Source organism: Vibrio sp. J383, from assembly GCF_023503985.1.
In the GTDB taxonomy this organism is placed as follows: Bacteria; Pseudomonadota; Gammaproteobacteria; order Enterobacterales; family Vibrionaceae; genus Vibrio; species Vibrio splendidus.
The window spans coordinates 146,316-173,227 of the sequence record NZ_CP097295.1 but is presented as its reverse complement, the minus strand read 5'-3'; the positions used below and the strand labels follow the sequence as shown (position 1 = coordinate 173,227).

General features: G+C 42.7%; 26 protein-coding genes and 6 pseudogenes. 14 read left to right on the top strand and 18 right to left on the bottom strand.

The annotated features are described in order from the left end of the window. Positions 1–141 precede the first annotated feature (141 nt). On the top strand, positions 142–981 hold the full coding sequence (locus M4S28_RS26365; protein ID WP_249633806.1) for a hypothetical protein: 840 nt from the start codon (positions 142–144) through the stop codon (positions 979–981). A 120-nt stretch (positions 982–1,101) separates the two neighbouring features. Here the strand turns inward: M4S28_RS26365 and M4S28_RS26360 are convergent. Both M4S28_RS26360 and ltrA read right to left on the bottom strand, forming a co-directional pair. Then, positions 1,102–2,279, bottom strand: a protein-coding gene (locus M4S28_RS26360) for an IS3 family transposase (protein ID WP_249633805.1) whose coding sequence is annotated in 2 segments (ribosomal slippage) — positions 1,102–2,021 and positions 2,021–2,279 — 1,179 coding nt in all. Because the reading frame shifts where the segments join, the coding sequence is not laid out codon by codon here. A gap of 734 nt (positions 2,280–3,013) precedes the next feature. Further along, entirely contained in the window at positions 3,014–4,486 is a 1,473-nt protein-coding gene (ltrA, locus tag M4S28_RS26355) for a group II intron reverse transcriptase/maturase (RefSeq protein WP_249633885.1), read from the bottom strand. A gap of 1,125 nt (positions 4,487–5,611) precedes the next feature. Between ltrA and M4S28_RS26350 the strand changes: the two genes are divergently transcribed. After that, positions 5,612–6,034: a hypothetical protein gene (locus M4S28_RS26350; RefSeq protein ID WP_139686297.1), complete on the top strand. Its 423-nt coding sequence runs from the start codon at positions 5,612–5,614 to the stop codon at positions 6,032–6,034. A gap of 309 nt (positions 6,035–6,343) precedes the next feature. Here the strand turns inward: M4S28_RS26350 and M4S28_RS26345 are convergent, their stop codons facing one another. Next, positions 6,344–7,372 (bottom strand): IS5 family transposase, encoded by a 1,029-nt coding sequence (locus M4S28_RS26345; RefSeq protein WP_249633804.1) that lies wholly within the window; start codon positions 7,370–7,372, stop codon positions 6,344–6,346. 112 nt (positions 7,373–7,484) lie between these two features. Between M4S28_RS26345 and M4S28_RS26340 the strand changes: the two genes are divergently transcribed. The 8 genes from M4S28_RS26340 (at position 7,485) to M4S28_RS26510 (ending at position 13,539) form a co-directional block, all read left to right on the top strand. Further along, positions 7,485–8,672 carry a MotA/TolQ/ExbB proton channel family protein gene (locus M4S28_RS26340; RefSeq protein ID WP_249633803.1) on the top strand — a complete coding sequence of 396 codons (1,188 nt, stop codon included), beginning with the start codon at positions 7,485–7,487 and terminating at the stop codon, positions 8,670–8,672. Between the two features lie 63 nt (positions 8,673–8,735). Beyond that, a complete protein-coding gene (locus M4S28_RS26335) occupies positions 8,736–9,176 on the top strand; it encodes a MotA/TolQ/ExbB proton channel family protein (RefSeq protein WP_249633884.1) in 441 nt (146 codons plus the stop codon). Then, positions 9,160–9,561, top strand: coding sequence for an ExbD/TolR family protein (locus M4S28_RS26330; protein WP_249633802.1), 402 nt, complete (start codon positions 9,160–9,162; stop codon positions 9,559–9,561). The genes M4S28_RS26335 and M4S28_RS26330 overlap by 17 nt, the downstream gene beginning before the upstream one ends. Further along, complete coding sequence (locus M4S28_RS26325; RefSeq protein WP_249633801.1) at positions 9,536–10,225, top strand: energy transducer TonB; 690 nt, start codon at positions 9,536–9,538, stop codon at positions 10,223–10,225. The genes M4S28_RS26330 and M4S28_RS26325 overlap by 26 nt, the downstream gene beginning before the upstream one ends. Further along, positions 10,209–11,375, top strand: coding sequence for a tetratricopeptide repeat protein (locus M4S28_RS26320; protein WP_249633800.1), 1,167 nt, complete (start codon positions 10,209–10,211; stop codon positions 11,373–11,375). Before M4S28_RS26325 ends, M4S28_RS26320 begins: the two co-directional genes overlap by 17 nt. Before the next feature lie 85 nt (positions 11,376–11,460). Then, entirely contained in the window at positions 11,461–12,144 is a 684-nt protein-coding gene (locus M4S28_RS26315; protein WP_249633799.1) for an IS6 family transposase, read from the top strand. Between the two features lie 711 nt (positions 12,145–12,855). Further along, positions 12,856–13,131 (top strand): HU family DNA-binding protein, encoded by a 276-nt coding sequence (locus M4S28_RS26310; RefSeq protein ID WP_139686250.1) that lies wholly within the window; start codon positions 12,856–12,858, stop codon positions 13,129–13,131. Positions 13,132–13,410: 279 nt separating this feature from the next. After that, the gene (locus tag M4S28_RS26510; protein ID WP_261900964.1) at positions 13,411–13,539 is read left to right on the top strand and encodes a hypothetical protein; all 129 of its coding nucleotides are present in this window, start codon (positions 13,411–13,413) and stop codon (positions 13,537–13,539) included. A 54-nt stretch (positions 13,540–13,593) separates the two neighbouring features. Here M4S28_RS26510 and M4S28_RS26305 read toward each other — a convergent pair. From M4S28_RS26305 to M4S28_RS26295, 3 genes and pseudogenes are all read right to left on the bottom strand, one after another. Next, positions 13,594–14,251, bottom strand: a pseudogene (locus M4S28_RS26305) (IS6 family transposase). A 256-nt stretch (positions 14,252–14,507) separates the two neighbouring features. After that, on the bottom strand, positions 14,508–16,154 hold the full coding sequence (locus M4S28_RS26300; protein ID WP_139686249.1) for a methyl-accepting chemotaxis protein: 1,647 nt from the start codon (positions 16,152–16,154) through the stop codon (positions 14,508–14,510). A 171-nt stretch (positions 16,155–16,325) separates the two neighbouring features. Further along, positions 16,326–16,499, bottom strand: a pseudogene (locus M4S28_RS26295) (IS6 family transposase); the annotation flags it as partial. Between the two features lie 70 nt (positions 16,500–16,569). Between M4S28_RS26295 and M4S28_RS26290 the strand changes: the two are divergent. After that, positions 16,570–16,740, top strand: a pseudogene (locus M4S28_RS26290) (IS6 family transposase); the annotation flags it as partial. Positions 16,741–16,804: 64 nt separating this feature from the next. On the opposite strand, the pseudogene M4S28_RS26505 reads toward M4S28_RS26290, so the two are convergent. The 11 genes and pseudogenes from M4S28_RS26505 to M4S28_RS26235 form a co-directional block, all read right to left on the bottom strand. Then, a pseudogene (locus tag M4S28_RS26505) lies at positions 16,805–17,494 on the bottom strand (IS6 family transposase). Positions 17,495–17,512: 18 nt separating this feature from the next. Beyond that, positions 17,513–18,328 (bottom strand): annotated as a pseudogene (locus M4S28_RS26280) (IS5 family transposase); the annotation flags it as partial. A gap of 5 nt (positions 18,329–18,333) precedes the next feature. Beyond that, positions 18,334–19,511, bottom strand: a protein-coding gene (locus M4S28_RS26275; protein WP_249631935.1) for an IS3 family transposase whose coding sequence is annotated in 2 segments (ribosomal slippage) — positions 18,334–19,253 and positions 19,253–19,511 — 1,179 coding nt in all. Because the reading frame shifts where the segments join, the coding sequence is not laid out codon by codon here. A gap of 71 nt (positions 19,512–19,582) precedes the next feature. Beyond that, positions 19,583–19,795 carry a hypothetical protein gene (locus tag M4S28_RS26270; RefSeq protein ID WP_249633798.1) on the bottom strand — a complete coding sequence of 71 codons (213 nt, stop codon included), beginning with the start codon at positions 19,793–19,795 and terminating at the stop codon, positions 19,583–19,585. Positions 19,796–19,804: 9 nt separating this feature from the next. After that, positions 19,805–19,990, bottom strand: coding sequence for a hypothetical protein (locus tag M4S28_RS26265; protein ID WP_017086662.1), 186 nt, complete (start codon positions 19,988–19,990; stop codon positions 19,805–19,807). Positions 19,991–20,040: 50 nt separating this feature from the next. Next, positions 20,041–20,784: a hypothetical protein gene (locus M4S28_RS26260; RefSeq protein WP_102258076.1), complete on the bottom strand. Its 744-nt coding sequence runs from the start codon at positions 20,782–20,784 to the stop codon at positions 20,041–20,043. A gap of 203 nt (positions 20,785–20,987) precedes the next feature. Next, entirely contained in the window at positions 20,988–21,617 is a 630-nt protein-coding gene (locus tag M4S28_RS26255; protein WP_017086664.1) for a tyrosine-type recombinase/integrase, read from the bottom strand. Positions 21,618–21,841: 224 nt separating this feature from the next. Next, positions 21,842–22,045 carry a hypothetical protein gene (locus tag M4S28_RS26250; RefSeq protein WP_249633797.1) on the bottom strand — a complete coding sequence of 68 codons (204 nt, stop codon included), beginning with the start codon at positions 22,043–22,045 and terminating at the stop codon, positions 21,842–21,844. 2 nt (positions 22,046–22,047) lie between these two features. After that, positions 22,048–22,221, bottom strand: coding sequence for a helix-turn-helix domain-containing protein (locus M4S28_RS26245; protein ID WP_249633883.1), 174 nt, complete (start codon positions 22,219–22,221; stop codon positions 22,048–22,050). Between the two features lie 94 nt (positions 22,222–22,315). After that, positions 22,316–22,897 (bottom strand): DUF2913 family protein, encoded by a 582-nt coding sequence (locus M4S28_RS26240; RefSeq protein WP_249633796.1) that lies wholly within the window; start codon positions 22,895–22,897, stop codon positions 22,316–22,318. Between the two features lie 418 nt (positions 22,898–23,315). After that, positions 23,316–23,795 (bottom strand): hypothetical protein, encoded by a 480-nt coding sequence (locus M4S28_RS26235; RefSeq protein ID WP_445329548.1) that lies wholly within the window; start codon positions 23,793–23,795, stop codon positions 23,316–23,318. 488 nt (positions 23,796–24,283) lie between these two features. Here M4S28_RS26235 and M4S28_RS26230 point away from each other — a divergent pair, with 488 nt between their 5' ends. After that, the gene (locus tag M4S28_RS26230; protein ID WP_249633795.1) at positions 24,284–24,598 is read left to right on the top strand and encodes a hypothetical protein; all 315 of its coding nucleotides are present in this window, start codon (positions 24,284–24,286) and stop codon (positions 24,596–24,598) included. Between the two features lie 171 nt (positions 24,599–24,769). Here M4S28_RS26230 and M4S28_RS26225 read toward each other — a convergent pair whose 3' ends face one another. After that, positions 24,770–26,008 carry an IS256 family transposase gene (locus M4S28_RS26225; RefSeq protein ID WP_249633794.1) on the bottom strand — a complete coding sequence of 413 codons (1,239 nt, stop codon included), beginning with the start codon at positions 26,006–26,008 and terminating at the stop codon, positions 24,770–24,772. 124 nt (positions 26,009–26,132) lie between these two features. On the opposite strand from M4S28_RS26225, the gene M4S28_RS26220 reads away from it, so the two are divergent. Together M4S28_RS26220 and M4S28_RS26650 are read left to right on the top strand one after the other, a co-directional pair. After that, complete coding sequence (locus M4S28_RS26220; protein WP_249633793.1) at positions 26,133–26,465, top strand: hypothetical protein; 333 nt, start codon at positions 26,133–26,135, stop codon at positions 26,463–26,465. Between the two features lie 179 nt (positions 26,466–26,644). Then, a pseudogene (locus tag M4S28_RS26650) lies at positions 26,645–26,812 on the top strand (IS91 family transposase); the annotation flags it as partial. Positions 26,813–26,912: the final 100 nt, after the last annotated feature.

Here is a 26,912-nt window from a genome sequence, read left to right as displayed (position 1 = left end):
TGTGGAATCAAAATATGAATCAGACCATTGTGTCTTGCCTATGGCAAGCAACCCTCAGACTCCAGACCTCAGTAATAACCGCATTGACATCAGATCCTCAGATCCTGATTTGTCTAGGTTATGGCTTAGAGGGCGAGTCTCATGTTTGCAGATAACCTTGCGCCAGCGTTAGCTAAATCCCAATACGACAAAGCGTATCGCTTGATGCGTAAAACGCGTAAGCGTGAACTCATCGATATGCACCACAAAGTGCTCAATCCTAAGCCCGCTCAATCTGAGACAGAGCTTGACCAGGACGATTACGCGATCGGCTTTAAGGCTCGACGTTTGCTTCGTAGTGGCGAGGTGGTCAATCTTCCCCACGAGTACGCTTTTATCTTGAAAGCCTGCCAAGAGTTTATCCATAATCCCCAACGCTTTCCTGCGCTGTTCGCTTGGGGCGGCGCGGCGATTAATAACATCCAGTGCCGAACGCTGATTGCCAAAGTCTTAGCTTGTATCTTACCTAACACGGATTTGATTGGTGGCCGTATCGGTGTGCCGACCGAAGCCGGTTTGAAAACCATCAGCTATGACCAACTTCAGGAAGACTACGCGTTGCGTTGGGGCGAGTATATTTCACCGAAGTCGTTCGCTAAGGTGATTCGATACTTGCAACGGGCGACTTACTTGTACAGCGAGCGCATTAATGTGTGCGTCGATGATGCCGAAGGTAAGGTGCGCAGCGCGGCGGCTTACAAGCAATTTACCGAAGCTTTCTTTAGAGACATTAAAGTGGTTCGCTATCCTAATATCTGTGAGTTGATCATCGCTTCTCGCAAGCGTATGGAAAAGAAAGGCTTGCGTTTTGACTGGCTAAACTTTCGTACCATTGCTTCTGGTATTCAGGAGATCTACAACGCGACGCGCTGTAATGATTTTGCTAAGAACGTGGCTAACCTGTTCACAGCAACGCCTCACTATTCCCCTTCCCCACACTAGCTATAGAGAAGTATCCGCTTAACGGCGGAGGATTTTGCACGTCTGTAGCCTATTTTTGGTTAAATATCCACCAGTATTCTTCGTGTTTACCAGAGTCTAAGCCTGATCCCCCTATAGTGGTCAAGTAAAACTGGCCACAGTTTTATAAGGGAACCAAAACTGTCGTTCCGACTCATTTGGTGTTAATCCACCATTGTATTGATGTGGACGATGCTGGTTGTAATAACCAACCAAATAATCCGTTATTGCTTTCTGTGCCTCTGTAAAACTTCTATAGCCATTCTTTGGTACCCATTCCGTTTTTAAACTTCTGAACACTCGCTCCATAGGACTATTATCCCAACAGTTCCCTCGACGACTCATACTTTGAGTGATTCGATATCTCCATAGCAACTGACGATATTTTTTACTCGTATAGTGGCAACCTTGATCCGAGTGGAACATTACACCAGACGGCCTTCCGCGGCTCTCATTGGCCATGGTCAGCGCCTTGCCAGTCAATACACTATCTGGTGAGTTAGACATTGCCCAACCGATGACTTTTCGTGCGAACAAGTCTATAACAACGGCTAGATAAGACCATCTCTCCCCCGTCCAGATATAAGTCACATCGCCACACCAGACTTGATTCGGCTCAGTCACCGCGAACTGACGATTTAACCGGTTAGGTATATGAACATGTTCCTGCTGTGTTTTTTTGTACGTATGTTTTGCTAGCTGGCAACTGACTAAGTCTAGTTCTTTCATGAACTTACTTGCTCGGTAACGGCTAAGTCGAATACCTCTTGCTGTGACTATGTCAGCAATGGTTCTCGCTCCAGCGGAACCATTGCTCAGCTCATAAGATCGGCGAACTTCGGCACGAACAAGCACATGCTCTGACGACAGAGATTTATCTCTATTTGCCCAATAACGATAACTACTGCGATGAACCCCGAACACTTCGTAAAGCCGTTTCACAGCATAACTCTTCTTGAGTTTCTCGATCATCGAGAACCGTTCAGGGAGTCTGACATCAAGAGAGCCGTAGCCTTTTTTAGAATTTCCTTTTCTTCTTCAATGCGTTTGATTTTCTTTTTAAGGTCACGAATTTCTCTTTGCTCTGGAGTGAGTGGTGATGAATTTGGTGTCTTACCAGCTCTTTCAGCTTTGAGTTGCCTTACCCAGCTTTCTAACGTAGTTTTTCCAATCCCCATTGCTTCGCAGGTTTCTTTATAGGAACGTCCCTGGTCAAGCACTAGCTGAGCGCATTCAAGTTTAAATTCTGGGTTAAAAGTGCGTCTTTCACGCTTAGTCATAATGTCACCTGTTTTAGTATCGAGATGATCATACATCACCTCTTAATCAGGTGGCCAAATTAACTATGCCACTACATACATACTTGTATGTAGAGCCAGTGTGAAGCCGACAAGCGATAGCGCGTCAGTCTCATCCCGATGTCTTACTTAATCGATCCTTTAAAAACCGTCGCTTCGCTCCAAGGTACCTACAGCCAGCATTAGGTCAAACTCACTAAAGGAAACAACATCATCGCTGGCTACGCTGGATCTTTCTTTTGTCATTCGACAGGAACCACCTGAGCATATACGTAAAGTCTAGTGGAACCACCACAAAAACTAATCAATAAATCAACCAACAACGCATCTCTTACTCGCTTCGCTCGCGCATTCTAGCAAGGGGGAAAGCAATATTCGTACCGTTTATATTATCTATCCACTAAATATTCTCTAGAGAGAGCTGTCCTTATCTTACTCACTGCGTGAGCGCGTTCTGGTATTCGTCGCGCAGCGACTCATGTTACTAAAAGTGACAAGGTAACCGTCTTGGTTTTCTGCGAAGAGCTTAAGGGTTGATTTGTGAATAGAGCTTACAAAAACATTTGTGATCACAATTATTAGAATGATTACTCTGACTGATAAATGTCGGGTGGACGACACTTGTTACCAAGTGCCGTCTCCCTAAGAACCCAGCGTGCAACTTTCACTGCACTAGGCTCAAGCCTCCACGAAGGCATCGTTTGATACCCAACAACTTATAAAGCAGTCGAAGCAGGTTCGTTCCAAGAGTTACGAGCTAGCCTTTTAGATTTTCTCTTTACCAAGTATTCTTGGTAAAGAGGGTCAAAGGGTGTCGCTGCACTTCGGATTTTCACATGCCTTTCTATTGGCACTTTGGCTATTTGGAAGAGATTGAACTGGCAATCCATATCCATGACCTTCTGCCAACCGTGAAACTGCCATTGGCCTTTTCGGTTGATGAAGTATTTTAGGGCAATCCAAGTTTTAGACTTTGTTGGATGACGCCTTTTAGCCCAGTGCCATAACGTATGGAATAACTTGTGACCTACATATCCGAATACCTGTTTAGCTACGCAGTGCCGATAATAGTTCGACCATCCCCTGAGTTTAGGATTTATCAGTTTGATAAGATCATTCACTGGAAGGGTTACGTGCTTTTTGATGAGTTCACGCAGATTGCTTAAGAACATCAACGTATTGGATTTACTCGGCTTGATGAGCAGTTTCCCTTTGTACTTCCTATGGTTGAACCCAAGAAAGTCAAAGCCATCGTTGATATGAGTAATGTGCGTTTTCTCTTCGGATAATGTTAAGCCTCTTTCCGCTAAGAAATCAGCAATCAACGGTTTGATATCGTTCTCGAGTACTTCCTTTGAAGCGCAAGTGACGACGAAATCGTCGGCATATCCAATAAAGTTAGCTCTTGCTCCTTTCTTAAGCGCGGTAGACTTAATGCGCTGTTCGAGACCCGATAACGTCATCAACATCAAGGTGGGGGATATAATTCCGCCTTGAGGAGTGCCTTCGTCGGTGTCGTAAAACAGCCCTTTGTCTACAAAGCCTGACTTTAGCCATTGCTCCAACATCCGTTTATCGATGGCGATGTTATCCATAAGCCATTGATGCCCGATTTTGTCGAAGCAAGCTTTAATATCTCCTTCAAGAACCCATTTAGCCGATTTCTTTAAAGCCAAACACTTGAAGCACTGGTCGATAGCGTCAGCCGTGCTACGATTTGTTCTAAAGCCATAACTATTCGGGTCGGCAGTTGTTTCTGATATAGGCTCTAGCGATAATAGGTGTAGCGCTTGTTGTGCTCTGTCTATCATGCATGGGATGCCCAGAGGTCGAAGCTTGCCATTCTTTTTGGGGATATAGATACGCCTGAGTGGTTTCGCTTGGTAAGCTTTCCGACTCAGTTGATTTACTGCTTTCATACGACGCGTGTCTGTATTCCAGACAACGCCGTCTATTCCAGGCGTTTTACTGCCTTTATTTTGAGAAACTCGCTTAACAGCAAGAAGTTTTGCTGAGCGAGAGTGAGTCAGTATCCACTGCAATGCTTTTGCTTTGCCGTGTTTACCGTCTCTAGTTGCCTTTGCGATACGCATTTGAAGCTTTAAGACGTTCGCCTCTACGGCCTTCCAGTTAATGGATTGCCACAGTGCACTGTCAGAAGATGCACTAATCTCATTCGAAATCGTCATTTGCTTTTCTTCCTTAATAAAGTTCTTCAAACTCTCTCGCAACGAGAGACCAGTTGGAAGTGGGCTCACTTTCGTGATCAGGCACAAACCTGTATCTGCGTCATTACAATGCAGCCTTTGCTTTTTCCAACCTCCTCTACCCGCATCACTATCGGCCACAGGGGCTTTCCCGTAGGGAGAGATACAGGCTTACCGTGTTCCGTATGTCACGCAATGTCAGTTTAGATGCCCGCTATGGTGCGGAGAGTTCAATGATCACGAAAGAGCATGGGGCAATCTCTTTCCGACTCTCGTGCCTTTTGGCTACAGCGTATTAACCACTTCCGCTGTTTCACAACATAACGCACCTTACGCGGATTCACTTATGTTCATCATGCTGACTACCTAGCACTCACCCGATGTTGTGGTTATCAGGAGGATCGTTATCTCACGATTTCAATCCCGATTGGAAAATACCAACCTTCGTTACATTGTCAAAGCCGCTACTTTATTCAGGCTCCTAGGTTCATCTGGTGATACAGATGGTTCACTCGTTTAGCGGTGAACAGCGCTTCATACGACTTCACGTCGCACGCCCCATTGTTGGATAGACCTTTTACTTATTCATATGCTGTTCATATGTGTTTTCCCTACCAAATCTAATCCGATGAAAGAAGGTAAGACCATGCTCACTTCGGTCGTGTGTAGGTTGATAATCGTACTACTCAGAATCCGCCTAAGTTATACGGAAACTTTCGCCAATTTCTTAAGTTCACATCCTAGACGCTATGCACAGATGCGGGCATTCGATTGAGTGTCACAAGCGTTATGATTGGTTGCATAATTAACGGGTGTCGCACTGGCGACTGAAATCCGCGAGCGTTATGTGAATAATGCTACTTCAGTTGAGGTTTGGACAGTAATGGCGTATATTTGTGCTATGCAAGCAATTAGCTTGAATGTAGAGGTAGGTTATGCAGGAGGTTCTTATGAGATCTCAAACTAGTCAAAAAAGTAAAACTCGTGAAATTCCTTTTACTTACGACCTAAAACAAATGGAAAAAGCTGTTCACAGTAAGTGCACAAGAGTACCAAAAATGAAATCATTTGAGGACTTTGAGAAGTGGTTGGAGAGCTAGAGTATTAATGTCTGAAAATATTTTAGAAACGTCAGAAATGCTCAAGGACAAGGTCAAAAAGCTAGGTAAGTTCGAAAAGGGGAAAATGTTTGAGTTTTTTCAGACTTTCGAACAAGGTGGTTTTACTGCAATTGATAACTATTTTGTCCAGGGTCACAAAGTCCGTAACAAAGCTTCAGATGATGTTGACACAAATGACCCTGATTTTATCGCAAAGGTTAAGTTTGCTCAGCAGCATTCTCTCTGGCATTTTCATGTTGGCTTCTATGACTTTGGTTATGATCTTAAAGGTTATGAAGTGTCCAAAAATGGTGAGCTGACTTCCCAATGGGTAATTCATTACCAAAAGTTTGCAGATAACCATATTAACGTAGCAGACCTCACGCCTCACCCCCCTTTTGAACTTCCCCCAAAAGAAGCTTTAAAATAAATGCACATAACAGATAAGGATTAAGCGTTACGTCGCCAATGTTAAATCCTTATCTGTTATGTTCTAAATTTTGTAGTCAGAAACTTCTAAGCTCCAAGATCCTTCCTTACGACGTACTAATTGAACATTTACACCACTTGATTGCCAAGCTTTGCGGATATTAAGAGAATGATCTTCATTCATACCTAAGCGGGTAACATTGCTGTAGCTAGAACAACCTAAATATGCTTAAACTATTGATTCTTTGGGAATTGATAAGCAATACAGGGCTTTGTTTCCGTACTCAATCCACTCTGTCTTTTGATGTCATTAGGCGACTCGGTAGCTCTCGGGCATACCAAACTGGGTAAATCGATTTAATATTGATGCGCCTAACATCAGTTCTTGTTGTTGATTTTCAAAGTCTCTGCTGTGTAATTTGGGGCCTATAATGGTTTTATAACGGTGCATCGCATTCTCTGAGACATTCCGTTTCCCATACTGATTTATCTTTTGCCAGCACATGGGACCTAAGGCAGAATACGCCACCAAATTGCTCATCCTTTTAGGGTTATGAGCATCGTCTGCATACAGATTTTCTTTGGGAGGAATGGCTATGTCACTCTCTGGAAATTTGCTCGTTAAGGCATCATAGACGTCATCGGTATCGTACATTTTATCTGCTGAAACATGGTCAACTTCCACATCAACTTGCTCACTTAATTCCTCGATAACCTGAAAATCCATGGTGTCTTTCTTCGTCAATATCGCGCCATGAATAATATGTTCACCACCAACGGCAAAGTGCGCTTTTTTCCAACTGCGCTTTGCGTTAACTTTATGTTTTTCCTGGTGCCATTCACCCTTACCAAATTCTTTAAGGCCAGTGGAATCAATGGCTATCGCCGCTAAATCTTCATCGGGTTTGTCTGTTTTTTTGAATTTTGGCGTCTTAAATCCAAGCTTAGAGAGACGCTTTGATAGACACGAAAAGTCAGGACAGGAGAGGTTGGTGTGGCCCATTTCCTTGAGGAGACTATCCAGAAAGCCTTGAGTCTGGCGGAGAGGTTGTTTGAATACGAGTCTCAAATAATGGCACGCCATGAGTGTACTGTCTGGGTATTTTGGTGATGACCCTGTGCCATCGTAAGAGCGTTGCTCAGTTTGCCAGTTCTCTATGATGTCGTCAGATAACCAGATATCAATGCGCCCACGATAACGAAGACTTTGGTTGTATTCGGCATAATTGGTCTGCCGATAGGTAGGCTTTTTGAAGTGATGACGTCTGGATTCGTTGTATTTGTTAGGCATGATTTTTGAACTGGAACGAAGATAGATGGCAAGGGTAAAGGAAGACACGCTCAAATCAAAATTGACGATTTAATGAGCGCGTCAACAAAGCCTTAGCTCAACCTCTCACGCTGCAAATGCAGAGTTGGATCAGGTACTAGAACAGGTCAAAAGTGGCTCATTGCAAGATCAACAACTCTCTAACGAACACGTCAGTAATAAGTCTTATGAGTTGAAAGAAGCTCAAGCTAACTTTGAGAAAGCACAGCGTCAATTAGATAAAACTCAAAAAGCCAATGCTGCACTCGAAGAAAAAATCCTACAACTTCAACAGTCACTGCAAAGCAAACGAGCACAGTACAAATCGCAGCGTCAGTCTTTAGATACTGTTTTTAAGCATGTTGTTGAGCATGGGGATCTTATGCTTGAAAGAGTATTACCTCACGGGCTTTGGGTTTTCGACCAATCTCAATTCGTTGCTTTAGACGAGTCTAATGTCGACATCGCTCATATAAAAAAACTATGGGTAGCGATGGTTGAACAGACGATTTTGAGCGGCAAGGCGATCTCAAGTAACCAACAAATTATATTGAGTGATGGACAACCAAACTCAACTAATGTCACTCAGTTTGGACCTTTTAATGCTAAAGCCGCCTTGGCGAAAGATAGCTGGTTGACCTACCTGCCAGCACAAGGTTCCTGGATGGTAATGAGTCCCCAACCCATTGTCAGTCAGCAGAAAAATGAGATGATTGTCGACCCGAGCTTTGGTGCACTTTTGGAGCAAAACGCTCAGTCCCCTACTCTTCTTGAGAAACTTGCTCCCGCTGGGATCGTAGGCATATTAATCGCTATCGTCGGCATTATTGGCTTTGGCATTGCGGTTGTCAGAAGTTTTGCCTTGCGCCAAGAAAAACGTCGTATCTACGCACAAATGAAAGAGACTACGGTCAGTCAAGATAATGCTCTTGGTCGTGTTATCTCTGCAACACTCGATCGTTGCAATGCTCAGCTAGAAGCAGTTATAGATGAAGCCGTACTTAAAGAAGTACCTAGTTTTAAGTCTGGTGTCGGAAGCTTAGCGGTATTTGCAAGCATTCCACCTTTGCTTGGTTTGTTAGGCACTGTTGGTGGGATGATCGAGACGTTCCGGATTATTACTGAGCACGGCAGTGCCGACAGCCAACTTCTCTCTGGCGGCATTTCCCAAGCACTTCTGACAACCGAGTTAGGGTTAATGGTCGCGGTTCCTCTATTGCTACTTCATTGTGGTCTAAAAGCACAGAGTACCCAACTGATTGAAATATTGGAGCAACAAAGTGCCGGACTGATTGTATTAAGGCAAAAATCCGAGAAGTTGGGGGCCTAGATGCTCAGCTTCCTTTTCACTGCTGGCCCGTTCGTTTGGGGGATTATGGGAACGTCGATAGTGATGTGGTGGATGATAGCACGCTGCTACACCAATCAATCTCGCGGCTTCCATAAGATAAGCACCGATAGTATTCCTGAATTGTCCGCCGTCCATAGCTTGAACGAAAAAGAATATCGTCATGTGTGTCGGACCTTTCTCAACCAATCAGAGCAGCGGCTTAATAGTGGCATCGCCTGGGTGTCGGTGCTGGTAAAACTTCTTCCCTTGTTGGGCCTACTCGGAACAGTAGATGGCATGATCAGTAGTTTTCAACAGCTCGACCAATGGGATATTCAACGTCAGCTCTCTGGTGGTATATCTCAGGCGCTTTTGACCACCTTATCAGGGCTCGTGACTTCTCTATCCGGCTTGTACTTTGTTCATAACTTACAACAACGTAAACGTCGCTGCCTTGCGACGTTGCGACTTAAAATTGAGGTAAACAATGCGCTTTCGTCATAATGAAGAATCTTCAGAGCAAGCGAATGTTGATATGACGCCGCTGATAGATGTCGTTTTTATTCTTCTCATTTTCTTCATACTCTCCGCATCATTCCAACAAGATAATCAAATTAATGTTGAGCGACCAAATAGTAAGGTAACAGACGCGACTTCAAGTATGTCTCTGTCTGTCGCCATTGACCAACAAAAGCAGGTCTGGATTGATAACAAGATCGTAGAGGTTGCTTCATTAACAAGTCGCGTCAAACAAAAAGTTGCACAAGCGAGCAACGTGAGTGTGATCATTGATGTCGATAAATCGGTTGAGAGTGGCCTGCTCATTCAAGTTATCGATCAAGTACGTATTGCCGGAGTAAACAATGTCGCCGTTGCTACAGAGTCTTAACCCAAACCAACTCGATACCGATGTAGTCTGGTACAAGCAACCAATACTCATTAGTTTCGCTCTTACCGTAAACGCAAGCCTAGTATGGCTAATGTATGGGTTAACCTTAAAAAGCTATGTGCCAGAGCCAACAAATACGGTGAGCCTATCAGCGGTTTTTCAATCACGACAACAGCAGCAGTTAGAGCCTAAAATCGAACAGATTTTTGAAATGAGCCAAGCGCCGCAGAGCAGCTCTATGCCTCCGCCACCGCAAGCCGTCAATTTGACAGCATTGGAGTTTGATTCTTCCGTATCTATACCAACGGTCAACATTCCAATTGATAACAAAACACAAAAATTTCAGCCCATTACCATGACATTTAGTCCCAACGGTAAAGAGTTTGGTAGCGTCATGAGTAGCTCCATCGCCAGAGCTAAACCCGTGTTTCAAGTTCCGCCTCAATACCCAGCCAAGGCTAAACAGAATCTTATAGAGGGGTATGTGATATTAGACTTACATATCGACCAGAGCGGGCGCGCTCAAGAAATTAAAGTCGTGAAAGAGAGCCCGAGCGGTGTCTTTACTCGTTCAGCCAAACGCGCAGTAATTCGCTGGCGCTTTGTCGCTCCCGAGGACACCCAATGGCAAAGGATTACAATACGTTATGAACTGGAAAAGTAGTTTACTCATGACTTGCTTAGTCGCTTTTACCACTCAAGCAAGCACTAATACTGCGCATTACCAAACCTATCAAAGGTTACAAATGCAGTTACACAAAGATCCCGCCCGTACTTTGGAAGCAATAGAACTGTTTAATAGCCAAGTTCAGCAAGCTGACCGCCAATCTAAAGAGATGGCCAGCTACCTGCATCTGCAAGCTTGTATCGCGTTAAATCGTTACCATTGCGCCGCTCTCGCGGTGGATAAAATCATTGCATTGGTTTCAGATTTGAACAAGAAACCAGAGTTATTAAAGCTATCCACTCAACTCCACTACCAAAACGAGAATTACGCACTGACCATTGAGCGGGCAAAACAGTGGGTGAAAGCAACGTCATCGGTCACTCCCCTGCCCTCAACAAAAGATTCAGCCGAAATCTATTCTCTTGAAGGGTATGCGCACTACCACCTCAAGAGTTTCAACAATGCCATATCCTCTATGGGGCGTGCAATTGAAATAGAAAAAACAGAGCCTCGCCAACTGTTTATCCTTAGCCTCTATCAGAAGAAATCTGATTGGGAAAATGTTAATCGGGTTCTTCGCTCCCTAGTAGAAGAGTACAGTTCAAACCCAAATTACTGGGAGAGATATGCATATTCTTTTTTAAAGCTTGGAGACGCTAATCTAGCGTTGGGGACCTTAGGTAGTGCATACAAGTCTCGACGCCTACCGAAAAAAGCCATACTCATCTATGCGCAACTACTTGTCACCTTTCAAGCACCTCAAAAGGCGATAAGTGTCCTTGAGCAAAACCCCGAGCTAATTAACAATCCGCTCTATGCTCGCATTCTAAGGCAGAGCTCTCTGCTCGCAAGAGACCACCAAAAAGCTGAATATTGGTTAAAACAATCCGAATCAAAAGGCGCGCAGTTTACTCGTGGTATGGTTGCTTATCAGCAAGGGAAATGGCAACAGGTTATCAATATTTTCAAAGATTTAGATCCGAGTCAAAAGAGCAATCATTATTACCTACTACTCTCGGCTATTAGTCAATTTGAGCTAAGAGAATGGCAACAGGCCCGCATTGCCTTTTCTTGTCTTTCTGGAACAAAGTATGACCTGCTTTCTGCTCAATGGATTAGTCAAATAGACTACTTGAACACTCCATAAACAAAGGCCATTTATGGGTTCTGTCGCAAACTTTGAGCTTTTAAGTTAAGATTTGTTTAATTTCCACTCATGATACTGATTCTTAATGTTTAAAGGTTGCCACTTTCCCTCTGAAGTTATTCTCGAAACCGTACGTTATTATCTCGCCTATAAGCTGAGTTATCGTGAAATCGAAGAGATACAATTAGAGCGTGGAGTCGTAGTAGACCACACGACTATTAATCGTTGGGTTATCAAATTTACACCAGTATTGGAGCATAGAGCCAGGCGTAGAAAGAAGCCGGTGTCTCACTCGTGGTGTATGGATGAAACTTGCATCAAAGTAAAGGGTAAGTGGGTCTTCTATTACCGAGCCGCCGATAAATTTGGAAATGTGAACGATTATTATCTTAGCCCGAACCGTGATGAGGCTGCTGCTAAAGCCTTTCTTAATAAGGCTATGTCACAAAATGGTTTACCAAGCAAAATCATCATAGGTGGAAGTAGGAGTAACTACGCGGCCATTGATTCGATGAATGTTCAGCTTTGGTTGACGAGTTATTTTATGCTCTCACTGGTAGAGATTTTGGACATTAAATATCTCAACAATATCGTTGAGCAGAGCCACCGTTGGGTGAATCAGAAAACACGTCAAGCTCTAGGTTGGAAGTCAACGGAAGGAGCTTTGGCCAGTTTGCATGGGCGGGAAGTGTGGACGATGTTGAAACAAGATCAGATAGATATTGAAGGCCAGACGGTCTTTGAGCGATTCTACGCACTCGCAGTATAATTATATCTATAGGGTGGGTGTATCACGCCTCTAACTAGATTTGCGACAGAACCCGAAATTCAGATACTTCATGGCCATAAGTAAAATGCCCTTCATATGAATGTTCTTTTTCCACAGAGGCGGTGCAACCAGCGATAACTAACAACAAACAAAATAAATAGCTCTTTCTCATAATTCTTCCTTACACCGTTACTAATTGAGATTCGTTAACGCTCAATTCTCATCCAAACCATAAAACTCAACGACATAAACACTATTGGTCTGCGCTCTAAACTATTTCCGTCTTTCTAACTACGCGATGGATCCCTCTAAATATTTGAGATCAGGTTTATATACCAGTCAAAATCAAAATGTTTAACATACGGAAAAACAATATGATAGGTTAGCTAGGCGGCTCAAAAATAGGGTTATAATGCCTACCTCGATCATCTTAAATTACAACACAGTAATTTTTGATGACAATTTTGACTTTTATATAGCAGGAAGAGTATGGCTGTCTTTAGCATCTGTTATTTGGATAGAGAAAGAAATACGCTTAAGTTCGAAACCGTGTACATGCGCTCTTTAGCTGCCGCCAGTGCCACCACACACGCGACTCAAAACACGTTTAAAATAGAAATTAGCGACATTGTCTATAAACCCCTAGCCTTTCGTTATACGACCAGCAAATGGGATGAAGAAGAAAAACCAACCAGAGAACAAGGAAAAGAGATGAACCGTAAAGAATTAGTTGATCATATCGCAGAAGAAGCAGATATAACCAAAAAAGAAGCCGATACCGCACTCAAAGCCCTCATCGAAGGCATCACCACCACATTGGCCGCGGGTGATGATGTGGCTTTGGTCGATTTTGGCACATTCAAAATAACTCATCGTGCAGCACGTGAAGGCCGCAACCCAAAAACAGGTGAAGTTCTTCAAATTGCCGCTTCAAAAAGTCCAAAATTTAAAGCCGGTAAGAAATTAAAAGAAGTATTAAATCCATAACGCTTAACACGCTCTTACTGGCATATTGATGATTAGTAATTTTGCTGTGAACTCCCGCCCTATCGGGCGGGAGTACGGGTAAAAATAATGGGTATATATGCTAAGAGTCTCTGAGCTCAAACCCCGATGAGAGCTTGAATTTCATTGGCAAGTCAAAACCTACATTCAAGGTTTTGTTGCAAACAAGGGGGATAGGTTATGATCACGGCTTTGTTGCGTAATTCAATGGAACTAAATCAAGAACCTACGATCTGATCAGCTACTCTCACTCGTAGCTCTATGCCTAAACCTCGTTACAAAACAACCAACTGGAAGCAACACAACCAATCACTCATTAACCGTGGCTCTCTGACCGGCTCTGTTGCAAAGATTGAGCCTAACCCGACAGTGATCTGGTTATCTGAATAATGATTAATAGTTCACCAATGCATTGGTGATTAGATGGATCTCTCCTGCTATTCCTTAACCGGATAACCAGATATTGAACTGGCCTTTTTTAAACATGTGCATCACTTCAAATCCTTTGATAGTGGCATAAGCTGCCTTCATTGATTTAAATCCTCGGACTGGATTGATGAGCCTTTTCAGTTTTCCATGATCGGCTTCTACGGCATTGTTCAGGTATTTAATTTGCCTATGTTCAAGTGCTTCAGAGCAATGACCTTCTTTCTTTAATTCCGTGATGGCGACCCCATAGGAAGCGGCCTTGTCGGTATTGATGGCGTTGAAAGGACTCCCAATACTTGAGTCCTTTCAACGCCTTACCCAAAAAGCGTTTCGCTGCTTTAGCATTGCGTCTAGATAACAAATATAAATCGACGGTATGGCCTTTCTTATCAATAGCACGATACAGGTACACCCACTTTCCTTTCACTTTGATGTAGGTTTCATCCACTTGCCAATTCAACCCCATTTTAGGTTTCCAGTACCACCGTAAGCGTTTTTCAATTTCAGGCGCATAACGTTGAACTCAACGATAAATCGTACGGTGATCTACGTTGACACCCCGTTCACAGAGCATCTCTTCGAGCTCTCGATAGCTTATCCCGTATTTACAATACCAACGAACAGCTCAAATGATAATGTCATAGGAAAATTGTCGATACTTAAAGAGTGTCATGAGCTAGCTAGCCTAAAAATAAAAAAATTAGCTGATTCGACGAACTTTGCAACAGAGCCTGATTTGTTGATCTGTAATTCGTTTTCCTGGCACAAAGCTTCCCAATAGAGAGTTTGTCCAAATGTAACAGATCAACCGGCCAATCTAATTGTCGCTCAATAGTTTTGGTTCTGTGTCATTCCTGTTTTATATATCTTACTGAAATGACACAGATTTCTAAACACCATTACTTCGTTTGCAAGTGCACATTGGCTTATTAGTGAATATTGAACTGTTTCGTAACCTTATCGACATTTTCCGCTACAGTATCCAAACGACGCGCTGCTGCTAGAAAATCTCTCATTTCTTCAACCAATTCCTGTGAACCTTCATGTAACTGACTTATATTTATATTGATGTCCTCTGACACACTCTGCTGCTCCTCTGTTGCGATTGCAATAGAGTTATTAAGCTGGTTTGCATTTACCGATGATTGAGCAATGTCACTTAAAGTGTCACTTGCGCTTTCAATCACCGTTTTTGTCTCTCGCATATCTGCAGTATTGCGCTCAATAGAATCAACGGAACTTTGGGCTTTCGCTTGAAGATTACCAAGCATCTTTTCAATTTCACTTGCACTTTCTTGAGAGCGTCCAGCAAGCGAACGGACTTCATCTGCAACAACCGCAAATCCACGACCTTGTTCTCCAGCACGTGCTGCTTCAATCGCCGCATTCAAAGCGAGTAAGTTTGTCTGTTCGGCAATACCTTTAATCGCATCAAGCATTTGCGTCATGTTATTGCTCTCTTCAGAGAGTGCTCGAATGGTTTCAGCAGACTGATTAAACGACAGAAACAGCTCTTCGAATTTATCATTCGTTTCATCCATCGTTCCCTTGCCTTGCATAGCGGCTTCTTCAGCTTCCGATGCGCCCTGAGCTGCATCACTAACATTTGAGGCAACTTCCCTTAATGTAGCCACCATTTCTTCCATTGCAGTGGCGACCATCGTCAGTTGGTGATTTTGCTCAGTTCCTTTCTGCTCAGAAGATTGAATAAAATCATTCACCTGTGCAACGGTAGTTTTCATTTCTTCAACAGCACTGGTGAATTTTGCCATACCATCAATGAGAGTCTGACGAAATAAATTGAATGCGACACCCACTTGACCAATTTCATTCTGTCCTTCAGGCAGTTCTATCGTTAAATCATTGCTAATCGCAATACCCCTAATCAAGTCCGCAGAAGTTGCTAGTGGTGTTAAAATACGATTCATCACAATAAACAAAGCGAATAAGATAATAGCGAGCGATGTAACAATGGATGCGAACACTTGGTATTCAGCTGCCGTCATATCATCACGCAGCGTATTAACAGAATGCTGCAAGCGATTTTCAAGCGCAGCTTCAAATTTCTTGACTTCAGCACGTATCTTATTCAGTTCTTCACTATACGCATCAGAAAAAAGCAACTGTAGGGCGCGCGTTTTATCACCCATTTCAACCGCTTTTATCGACTCAGCCTCTAGCTGAGATAAAGTCTCAGATAATTCATTTGCTTTAGCAATATAGCCAAACTCTTCTTGGCTGAAGTGGAGTTCTTTCATACGCTGCTGGATTGAAATAACTCGTCCATCTTCGCCTTCTTTCTTACCACTTCGTACGGCTAATATATGGTGATAGCGTTCTTTAAAACGCGGAGCTCCAAGCACGGAATATTGCCGAGCACTATTTGTAAGCTCTGCAGATGAGTCAACAAACATGGCGCCAACTTCAAGAGACTTACGACGTAAACTCTGTGCTTCGTCAAGACTGTCAGCGGTTTGAAACGCACTATAAACCGATGCTCCGATGATACATAGAAAAATAATGATAGCCCCAAAGATAGCAAACATCATATTTCGTATGGAAACGTTATTAAACATAGTTTTTCCTTTAAAGATTATATAGATAAATAAGCACTTGATTCCTGAAAGGAAGCTGCCACAGTTCAGTCTCAGAAACCAGGTTGTTAATTGGAAATAGTGGTTCAGGGTTACAGAGGACGGCTCTGTTGCAAATAAGTGTCGTGAGTGAATAGAACCTCTAAAGTAGCATCATCCCCTCCTCAGTGCATTAGTGATGAGACAGATCTCTCCTGCTATTCCTCGGTCATATTGCCACATTTCGAATTGACCTTTCTTAAACATATGCATCACCTCAAAACCTTTCAGCGTGGCATACGCCGTTTTCATGGCCTTAAATCCGCGGACAGGGTGGATAAGTCGTTTTGGTTCTTTCGCAAACTTTGAGCCTTTAAGTTAAGATTTGCTTAATTTCTATTCATGATACTGATTCTTAATGTTTAAAGGCTGCCACTTTTCCTCTGAGGTTATTCTCGAAACTGTACGTTATTATCTCGCCTATAAACTAAGTTATCGTGAAATTGAAGAGATATAATTAGAGCGTGGAGTCATTGTGGATCATGCTATTATTAATCGTTGGGTTATCAAATTTACACCAGTATTAGAGCATAGAGGGCTCTGTTGCAAAGATTGAGCCTAACCCGACAGTGCTCTGGTTATCTGAATTATGATTAATAGTTCACCAATGCATTGGTGATTAGACGGATCTCTCCTGCTATTCCTTGACCGGATAACCAGATATTGAACTGCCCTTTTTTAAACATGTGCATCACTTCAAATCCTTTGATAGTGGCATAAGCTGTCTTTATTGATTTAAATCCTCTGACTGGATTGGTGAGCCTTTTCAGTTTTCCATGATCGGCTTCTACGGCATTGTTCAGGTATTTAATTTGCCTATGTTCAAGTGCTTCAGGGCATTGACCTTCTTTCTTTAATTCCGTGATGGCGACCCCATAGGAAGCGGCCTTGTCGGTATTGATGGCGGAAGGCTACTCCCAGCACTTGAGTCCTTTCAACGCCTTACCCAAAAGCGTTTCGCCGCTTTAGCATTGCGTCTAGATGACAAATAGAAATCGACGGTATGGCCTTTCTTATCAATAGCACGATACAAGTACACCCACTTTCCTTTTGATATAGGTTTCACCCGCTTGCCAATTCAACCCCATTTTAGGTTTCCAGTACCATCGTAAGCGTTTTTCAATTTCAAGCGCATAACGTTGAACCCAACGATAAATCGTACTGTGATCTACGTTGACACCCCGTTCACAGAGCATCTCTTCGAGCTCTCGATAGCTTATTCCGTATTTACAATACCAACGAACAGCGGCGTTGTTGATCAAATCAGCTCGAAGATCAACGATGCCATATCTGACTAGCCGCTAGCTTCTAACAGGCATACCTAGTCCTATGACTTTGTTTATAGCTTTGACATTCGCCATGATTTCGCCCACTTGAGCGTTGTAACACCTCAAGCTCAATTTACCGTTGGTTAGTCCTTTATATCGAGACATTACGGTCTCAGATATTGAGCGATAGTGGTAACCAGACCCAGATTTCCACTCCGCTATTGTTCCGTTTTTAAGAGCCTCTACAGCTTCATTTCTGGGATGCCCATCTTCCCAAAAGGTCGTACTCTTTCGAGGTGGTATCAACTGAGTACAGCCCTTATTTTTCAGAGTCTCATGGCAACTTTTTGTGTCATATGCTCCATCAGCAGATACAGTCTGGATCTTTCTACGCAAGGGGTTAAGTAATGTTGATAGCACTTCGCTATCACCAACACTTACAAGGCTAACTTCTGCCCCAATAGTTTCATGAGTATCTACATCAACAGCTAAGTGCAATTTGCGCCATGTTCTACGTTTTTCTACACCATGTTTTTTGACTTTCCATTCACCCTCGCCAAAGACTTTAAGACCAGTCGAGTCAATGGCTATATGGCGAATAGCTCCTCTGGATTTATTGCGATATTTGACCTAAACTGTCTTCGAGCGTTTGCTGATACAAGTGTAATCAGGGGACGTCAGTGGAACATCTAATAGCTCAAAGATTGAATCGATAAAACCTTGAAGAGCACGCAATGGTAGAGAGAATATTCCCTTAATCATCAAGGTGGTTTCAATCGCTGTATCAGAGTACTGAAAGCCTCTACCACGCTTGCCATGATGGGTTTGGCATCGCCATGCATCTATTGTAGTGGTCAAGTAAAACTGGCCACAGTTTTATAAGGGAACCAAAACTGTCGTTCCGACTCATTTGGTGTTAATCCACCATTGTATTGATGTGGACGATGCTGGTTGTAATAACCAACCAAATAATCCGTTATTGCTTTCTGTGCCTCTGTAAAACTTCTATAGCCATTCTTTGGTACCCATTCCGTTTTTAAACTTCTGAACACTCGCTCCATAGGACTATTATCCCAACAGTTCCCTCGACGACTCATACTTTGAGTGATTCGATATCTCCATAGCAACTGACGATATTTTTTACTCGTATAGTGGCAACCTTGATCCGAGTGGAACATTACACCAGACGGCCTTCCGCGGCTCTCATTGGCCATGGTCAGCGCCTTGCCAGTCAATACACTATCTGGTGAGTTAGACATTGCCCAACCGATGACTTTTCGTGCGAACAAGTCAATAACAACGGCTAGATAAGACCATCTCTCCCCCGTCCAGATATAAGTCACATCGCCACACCAGACTTGATTCGGCTCAGTCACCGCGAACTGACGATTTAACCGGTTAGGTATATGAACATGTTCCTGCTGTGTTTTTTTGTACGTATGTTTTGCTAGCTGGCAACTGACTAAGTCTAGTTCTTTCATGAACTTACTTGCTCGGTAACGGCTAAGTCGAATACCTCTTGCTGTGACTATGTCAGCAATGGTTCTCGCTCCAGCGGAACCATTGCTCAGCTCATAAGATCGGCGAACTTCGGCACGAACAAGCACATGCTCTGACGACAGAGATTTATCTCTATTTGCCCAATAACGATAACTACTGCGATGAACCCCGAACACTTCGCAAAGCCGTTTCACAGCATAACTCTTCTTGAGTTTCTCGATCATCGAGAACCGTTCAGGGAGTCTGACATCAAGAGAGCCGTAGCCTTTTTTAGAATTTCCTTTTCTTCTTCAATGCGTTTGATTTTCTTTTTAAGGTCACGAATTTCTCTTTGCTCTGGAGTGAGTGGTGATGAATTTGGTGTCTTACCAGCTCTTTCAGCTTTGAGTTGCCTTACCCAGCTTTCTAACGTAGTTTTTCCAATCCCCATTGCTTCGCAGGTTTCTTTATAGGAACGTCCCTGGTCAAGCACTAGCTGAGCGCATTCAAGCTTAAATTCTGGGTTAAAAGTGCGTCTTTCACGCTTAGTCATAATGTCACCTGTTTTAGTATCGAGATGATCATACATCACCTCTTAATCAGGTGGCCAAATTAACTATGCCACTACAACTTCATGGTTGCCGCACCTATAGAGAAAGTACTTACAACAAAGAAAGCAAACCAACGATAATTTAGATATTTGGTTACGGCTGATAATGCATCGGTTGGTACTGGTGCTGTCCACGCAACAATGAAGCTGATTACGCTACCCAACATAAGAGCAACGGTAATAATTATTCCTGCTTTAATTTTCCAATCAAAGAACTCAAAAAACATGATGTCTTTTTATCCCTTTTGTTCGTTGTCTTTGTTTGGTAGGCCATTCACAGCGTCTAAGTCACGCTGTTCACCCGCCTTTGCTATCCGTGATAACTGGCGTTCGGACTTACCCCAACGTTTTGCGATTTCTTCAAACTTCCAACCTTTAGCGTTTGCTATAAGCTGAAACTCTGTAATATTTCTACCTGTCATATGTGTCTAGTATATTCCAATTTAATTACCTGTCAAATATGTCTAGCTCACTAATCGCCAGTATTTCGACTCTCAGGAGCTAACAACGACTCAAAACGTTCTAAGTTTTTGATATTACACTCTTGATTGAATTTTTCTTCAAACCCTAACACTGTAATAAGCTCTCGTTTAGAAGTGGATAGTAAGTAAATAGCGTCCGTGTGCTCATTGAACATTTTTAGAAGAAACTCAATAGCATCAACTCGGTTTCGAGTGGATCTACCTTTCCATGCTGGCTCATGATGGAATAAACGATTCCTGAACTTATTTAATGCTCCCATTTTCTGAAATAATGTATTGAGTTTAACTCTCTTCTCTCTAGCGTTCGGGAAACACTTATCCAACTGTGTTTGCCATAGGTTATGATCTCTGTTGCGAGGGTTGTTGTAGTCTCGGTGTAACATGTGAACCCAAAATCCAAACGGTAATCGAGAAACAAGATCGTTACTGGTATATCGAGCGCCTACATCCTTTAAACACTGCTGTTCTGCAAAATCGACTTGTTTTCGAGACTCTTGACTTAGAGGAATTCGCTTATACCATTCATCATCTTCAAAGCATTCTGTTGCTGATTTATGGATTGAATTTCTCAATGTCACTTCAAGTAGCTGAACTACTGAGAAAAACTGAGACATTATACTTTGCATCGCCATATAAACGGCTATCAACTCACTATCAGATTTACAGTCGAGCACCTGACGATAGGTCTCTAGTTTTTCTGTAGAAAGTCCTTGCTTGATCTCTTCCAAATCCAAATTATTTGCCCTCTGTATCAAGGTTGTGTATTATTAGAAACAACTGAGGTTAATCCTCTTGTTGTGATAGCCCTGTCCTCTTCCGCTGGAAACAGTATTGACAACAGGTAGCGAGTTTAAGAGCCACCCTTTCGAGGGTGGCTCACTTGTTTGTAGCTAATAAAAGCACACTACATACACCCGTCATATATGTCTAGCATATTTTAAAAAGCCATATCTGCAATTGCTAGCATACTCACAGTATCTGTCTCTATAAGTCTTAACGTGGTTTCAAGGCTCTTATTTCCAAGCATCAAATGGATAGTCGGAACGTCTACTCCATGACGTTTAAGCCTTACAGCAAACGTGCGTCTACCGCTTAGAATACTAGGCTGATCAATACCAGAATCAGCCAACAATCGTTTGATGTGATTATTTAAAGCATTACAGTGGTAAGTCGTATTACCTTTCTCTGTGGTTCTATGCTTGATTTTAAAATGGTCGCCATTCCTACGCTTAAAGAATGGTTCATCAGCATCAAAAGCATTGTATTGATCGGGGTGATCACCATCTTTTAGCCGTTGCTCAATGTAGTTCTTGATAAGATTCTGTAGCTTAATGTTGGACAGATAAAAATCTCGATTCACATCGCCTTTAATGGCAAAGCATTTTGTTAGGTGTCCGTTCTTCTTAACAATGTCTCGAACTTGGATGCGACATACCTCTAGTGTTGTCATTCCACTACCCAAGAAAAATCCCATTAGACACGCATTAAGCTCTGGCTCTGGTGTCTGTGTAATGACTTTAAAGATCCAAGTTTTGTCTTTGTCCTCGATGAGCGTTGGTAGTGCCATGTGTGCATTTTCCTGTTTTGCATGAATAAACACACACGCTAACAGTGACAAGTTTAGAAATCAGTGATCTAAGGATTGGAATTACTGGCTTTGGGGGAAAACGGATAAAGCACAAGATAGTGAAAAACACGGTCAGTATATGCTGGCGACAAGTTATCGTAGGCAATAAATATCTGTCTATTTTTATGAACTTCGACCATACAATAAGCTTGTCGCTAACAATCTCAAGTATTGATATTAACCCACGACCCGTTAACTTTTTGGGCAACAAGAATGCCCGCCACATCAAATACCTGAATAAGAATTGAGTCATTAGTTTGAGCGGCATTAGATGCCGACGTTTTTACACCTTTCATTCCTTTCATATAGCCACTGTACTCGTTGAGTACAACATCACCAATAGAAAGCTTAACGTTATAAAAAGCCATATCTACATCTCCTTACGGGACGAATTGAGGTGTAAATCCCTTCTCGATTGCAGAAGCCGCTCATATTTAGCACTCAATGTTCCCCTGTTCATTCCCAAGAACCTTGCGGCTTTGGTTATATTTCCTCTCGTATGTATAACCGTCTCGTCAATAAGAAGCTCCTCAACGACTTTCATCACGTAGCTTAAGTCATGTGTAGCCGTTGTAGAGCCTACCTCTACTAACTGAGCTTGGATTAACTCTCTAATTTTTGGTTGATCTATCAAGTGACTATTCCTTCCTATGCAGCAACAAATGAATCACTTCATGCTCATCAACAAAATCGACTTCGACGCGATAAGTGCCTTTGCTTTGTACTGAATCAATCAAAGCTTTTAATCGGTGAGTTTTCACGGTCATTGCCAGCGGTTTGATTTGAATATTTTCAGCATCAAATCCTTTTTCGATTTCTTCCTGCGTCATATATAGGGTATCCACTTCCATTGCTTCATTCGTGTTTTCTAGCATAGAGGGAAATTGGTGTTGTTCAAAAATATCGGTCAGCATGATGTAAAGCTCATCAGCCTGCGAAAAACGGGCTTGATAGCTCAAATTAACGTCATTCATCTCCCACAACCTTTGTTCAAGGTTGCCGCCGGCATGTCGGCCAATATTCAGCATCGTTTTAATTTCTTTTTTACAGTTCGCAAATTGGGTCTGTTTAACTTTAGGTTTGATGAACTTCACCAAATATTCATTTCTTTTTTTTACTGTCCAGTACCCACCATCGTTTTTAATCGAACAATACAAAGCAAGAAGCGCGTTGGTCACGAGTTCATTGAAGGCTTGGAAATATTTCAGCTTACGACTCATATTTATACTTAGAGGTTGAGAATAGAGCAATGTTATCAGAAACCTGTTAGCCCTTACAGAATCTGGCTAGAGAGCAAACTATGGCCTGACTGCTGAAATGGTGAATGGTTCTGACAAATTTAAAACGGTTCGCTTAATGAGATCCTTGGTGATGTTAAGAGAGCAATTGAGATATTGTTGGGTGACAAAGATCAGTTTCGAAAAAAACGGATTATTGTTCACTAATGGCTTTCTCCCTTTCACTCGAACTTCAGAACGATCGACCACGTGATCACCCTCTCCGTCCTCGGTACACACCCATTCATTTATATTCAAGTTCAAATCCAATAAGATAGATTTGTGCTGGTTGCTATATGCTTGCATGTAGAGACAGTGCAAAGCCACTATTGAGCTTTCGCTTTGTCCGATTCAGCTGTATTTAGCTGCTTTTGCATTGATGCGATCTGTGTTGCATCTCAGCGAGTCGTCCATCACGCTCAGCAACGGTATCGAGCGCAGCTTTAGTTTCACTTTGAGCAACATTCAACGCAGCATTGAGACGACTACTCTCTTTTTGCTCCAGCTTTAATTGTTCTTGTAAATCAGTATTCGTTTCAAGCGCATCTTCTAGCTGCTCGAACGCTTTATTTTGTTCTTGAATCGATTCCGCTTCACGCTTTGCTGCGTTAGCGGCACGTTCGTTTGCTTCTGCAATCGCTTGGTTAAGACGCTGCTCAACAGTGTAATGAGCGTGGTCGTTGATCTGGTGAACAAGCTGTTCAACATCACCAAGCATTACTGATAAACGCTCTGCGATTTCTGGCGGTAACTCCTGATGAGTGATGGTTTGTTCCGTAGAGTCTGGAAGCATAGGGGCTAGGATTTGGCCAGAGCCTTCAAGCTCCTTAAACGCAGACATTAAGGCAGACGGGCGGCCTGTACCAATCTTGTTACGCAGTGACGTTCCATTGATGTTTTTACCCTCAACTAAAAGCGCATTTGCAGCTTCTATGACTTGCTGATCTGAAAAAGCTCTCTCTAGCCATGTTAGGTTCCTTTGTCACGTTTAATGTTTGTTTGCACACCCTTATAATACAAACAAACAAACCAACTAACATGCAAACAAATATAACCAAAAATGAGGAAAAGGTTAAAACATGGTTCGTGCTGAAGGAAATATAAGAAACGAGCCTTAGGCGAGAGAACATATTTTGTTCAGTGCGAAGCCGACAGAGCAAAGCGGCGTCAGGTTTGTTGGATTAATAATAACAGCACTTTATCAGTGTCAAAAAAGTAAGCGCAGAGCTCCAATATAACTACTATCTACCACCAACGTTTTTTTGATAAGGTAAGGATAACTTTAAGTATGTGGATTTTTAGCACTCAGCCATATCTAAGGGCAGATAAATGAACATTGAATATAGCTCTTCTAAAGCTAAGGTTTTTCTATTAGATATCTCGCGATTTTTAGCGCAAACATCAGTGCCAAACTATGACATTATTCAGATTGCAATATTTGCAAGATTGGCTGTTTCTAACCTAGAACCACGGGAATCAGTGTTAGAAAAGAAACTAGAAAGGAGTATTTACCGGCTGTACTTTGCTGTGAAGTGTCAATCTCAATACCTTACACAATATCAAGAGGCTGTGATTATTGATTCTAGAGAAGTTCTCAAACAATGGTTACACTCTTCATTCGTTAAACGTTCAGTAATGGTTTAGCTGTGAGGATATTTGTAGATTGCTTCTAGTGCTGTATAGAGCTAACGCCCACGCTTTGCTATCTCAGGTGCAAGGCAAGTCCTCAATACCATAAACACGAATTTTTGATGGTTTCATGGTGTAAGATATGCTATTAAAATAAGAGCTATTGTCAAATGTGGTGTATGGAGTTCATGCAGTAGCCTGTTGATGAGTCTCTATTTCTTTCACTCCATCGATGAAGCGAACATCTTTCACTACATCTGCGAGGAGTTTAAAACCTCGTAGGCGACGCCACTTCGTCTCAGCACTTAGCATTAACTTGTAAGCCATCATCAACGTGGTTTTTCTGTTTCCACAGTTCTTCGTCTTGTTAGTGCGTAAGCGAACTGTAGCGAACATCGATTCTATTGGGTTCGTTGTCCTGATATGAACCCAGTGCTCTGCTGGGTAGTCGTAAAACGCCAGCATTTCAGCTTTATCTTTCACCAAGCAGTCGGTTGCCTTTGGATACTTAGCTTCAAAGCGTTTCTGGAAGGTTGAGAAGGCCTGATAAGCGTCATCTCTCGTTTCTGCCATCCAAATATCTTGCAGCGCTTCCTTCATTCGTGGCTGTACGCTTTTGGGCACCTTGTTCAGCACATTTGCTGTCTTATGTACCCAACAACGTTGCTGGTCAGCCTGCGGCCAGCATTTAGCCACGGCTTTCCAGAAGCCAAGTGCGCCATCTCCGATGGCAAGCTTAGGTGCTAACTGTAATCCCTGTGCTCGTAACTGCTCTATGAGCTCCGTCCAACTGGCTTCTGACTCTCGGTGACCATCCAGAACGCCAAGAACCTCTTTACGACCTGTGTCATCCACGCCGATGATGACGAGTAAGCAGAGCTTATCGTCCATCCTAACGTGACAGTAAACACCATCAGCCCAGACGTAAACATAGCGACGCTTACCGAGGTCACGCTTACGCCACTGTTCGTATTCTGTAGACCACTGCTCCTTGAGACGACAAACGCTGCTGGCTGAGAGTCCTTTCGCATCCTTACCAAGCAAAGATTCAAGAGCGGGCAGCATATCGCCCGTAGATATCCCCTTGAGGTAAAGTAACGGAAGCAGTGTTTCTACACTCTTCGTTCGCTTGAGATACGGTGGTATCAAACTACTATTAAATTTGACGCCATTCCCTGAGCGATCTCGTACCTTAGGAATTTGTACTTCGACATCACCGACACCTGTTTGCAAGGTTCGCTCAGGTAAGAAACCATTGCGAACAATGGCTTGTTTGCCATCAACCATTACACTCTGATGTTGGGTTAGTAATTGTTGAAGCTCAGCTTCAACAGCTTGTGCAATCAAATCTCTAGCCCCTTGACGTATCAGTTCTGTAAGTGGGTCTTCTGGTGTATTCAGTGAAACAACAGTATTATCAGTCATGCGGTGTACCTTTCTGTTAATTGTTCTGGCGAGAACTACATCAACAGATTACACCGCAACTTCCTTTCTCTTCCATACACCAGAAATCAGCATAGCTCTTAAAATAAAGTTAACAGGTAAAAATATGCCATTCAAAAAAATAAAACATCATAGAAATACTCTCGTGAAAGAGTTAAACGCTATATCTAATGAGTTTCAATTGCATTCATTATTAATTATGGAATCAACTCATGAAACCATGGTTGTCTTTGCTGCTAATGAACAACCAGTTTATAACATCAATGATGCAGGCCCAAAGAGTACGAATGCTGGGTGTCATGAGCTGTATTGTGAGCGAGTTGTCAACACTCAAAAAGCGCTATTGGTTTCTGATGCAGGTTCCAATGAAGAGTGGTCTGGAAATGAAGATTTAGTGAAGTTTGGGTTGGGTTGGGTGTTTATTTTGGCCTTCCATTAGAATACCAAGGTGATATTGTCGGTACTGTATGTGCGTTGAATGATAAGCCGTTTGATTTTAATTCAGGTAACCCGACTGCAATAGAGCGGATCACTAAGTTACAATATAAAATACAACAATTATTTTCGAAGACCAGTTAGGCTAAAATTTTCATTTTACGTAATTTTACTAAAGACTCACCTGAAATGCCCGGTTACGCCGCCATGCTGAAAGGCTATGTGAAGGTTGCCCCGTTTGAATGCATTCTTTGTGGTCACCGCTTAACGTTTCTTCGCTTTAGGGGCGTAGATGCGCTGTCAGAGTTGGTCCATCACGCTCTGGTTCAAGCCCAAACAAGGTCAATCTAGACATCTCGCAGGATGGGAGTATCTAAAATCTCGAAAACAGCATGAAAGTGTTCAACACCCCCGTGTTGAGATTGTAGAGCAGTAATTAGATCAGCCAGGC

Coding starts and splice junctions, on each gene's coding strand:
- M4S28_RS26230 (WP_249633795.1), top strand. CDS start 24,284: ATGAACATTGAATATAGCTCTTCTAAAGCTAAGGTTTTTCTATTAGAT.
- M4S28_RS26310 (WP_139686250.1), top strand. CDS start 12,856: ATGAACCGTAAAGAATTAGTTGATCATATCGCAGAAGAAGCAGATATA.
- M4S28_RS26325 (WP_249633801.1), top strand. CDS start 9,536: ATGTCGCCGTTGCTACAGAGTCTTAACCCAAACCAACTCGATACCGAT.
- M4S28_RS26330 (WP_249633802.1), top strand. CDS start 9,160: ATGCGCTTTCGTCATAATGAAGAATCTTCAGAGCAAGCGAATGTTGAT.
- M4S28_RS26350 (WP_139686297.1), top strand. CDS start 5,612: ATGTCTGAAAATATTTTAGAAACGTCAGAAATGCTCAAGGACAAGGTC.
- ltrA (WP_249633885.1), bottom strand. CDS start 4,486: ATGACGATTTCGAATGAGATTAGTGCATCTTCTGACAGTGCACTGTGG.
- M4S28_RS26270 (WP_249633798.1), bottom strand. CDS start 19,795: ATGTTTTTTGAGTTCTTTGATTGGAAAATTAAAGCAGGAATAATTATT.
- M4S28_RS26220 (WP_249633793.1), top strand. CDS start 26,133: ATGCCATTCAAAAAAATAAAACATCATAGAAATACTCTCGTGAAAGAG.
- M4S28_RS26235 (WP_445329548.1), bottom strand. CDS start 23,795: ATGTCTGCGTTTAAGGAGCTTGAAGGCTCTGGCCAAATCCTAGCCCCT.
- M4S28_RS26335 (WP_249633884.1), top strand. CDS start 8,736: ATGTGGTGGATGATAGCACGCTGCTACACCAATCAATCTCGCGGCTTC.
- M4S28_RS26250 (WP_249633797.1), bottom strand. CDS start 22,045: ATGGCTTTTTATAACGTTAAGCTTTCTATTGGTGATGTTGTACTCAAC.
- M4S28_RS26240 (WP_249633796.1), bottom strand. CDS start 22,897: ATGAGTCGTAAGCTGAAATATTTCCAAGCCTTCAATGAACTCGTGACC.
- M4S28_RS26255 (WP_017086664.1), bottom strand. CDS start 21,617: ATGGCACTACCAACGCTCATCGAGGACAAAGACAAAACTTGGATCTTT.
- M4S28_RS26265 (WP_017086662.1), bottom strand. CDS start 19,990: ATGACAGGTAGAAATATTACAGAGTTTCAGCTTATAGCAAACGCTAAA.
- M4S28_RS26365 (WP_249633806.1), top strand. CDS start 142: ATGTTTGCAGATAACCTTGCGCCAGCGTTAGCTAAATCCCAATACGAC.
- M4S28_RS26245 (WP_249633883.1), bottom strand. CDS start 22,221: ATGAAAGTCGTTGAGGAGCTTCTTATTGACGAGACGGTTATACATACG.
- M4S28_RS26320 (WP_249633800.1), top strand. CDS start 10,209: ATGAACTGGAAAAGTAGTTTACTCATGACTTGCTTAGTCGCTTTTACC.
- M4S28_RS26315 (WP_249633799.1), top strand. CDS start 11,461: ATGTTTAAAGGTTGCCACTTTCCCTCTGAAGTTATTCTCGAAACCGTA.
- M4S28_RS26510 (WP_261900964.1), top strand. CDS start 13,411: ATGCCTAAACCTCGTTACAAAACAACCAACTGGAAGCAACACAACCAA.
- M4S28_RS26225 (WP_249633794.1), bottom strand. CDS start 26,008: ATGACTGATAATACTGTTGTTTCACTGAATACACCAGAAGACCCACTT.
- M4S28_RS26300 (WP_139686249.1), bottom strand. CDS start 16,154: ATGTTTAATAACGTTTCCATACGAAATATGATGTTTGCTATCTTTGGG.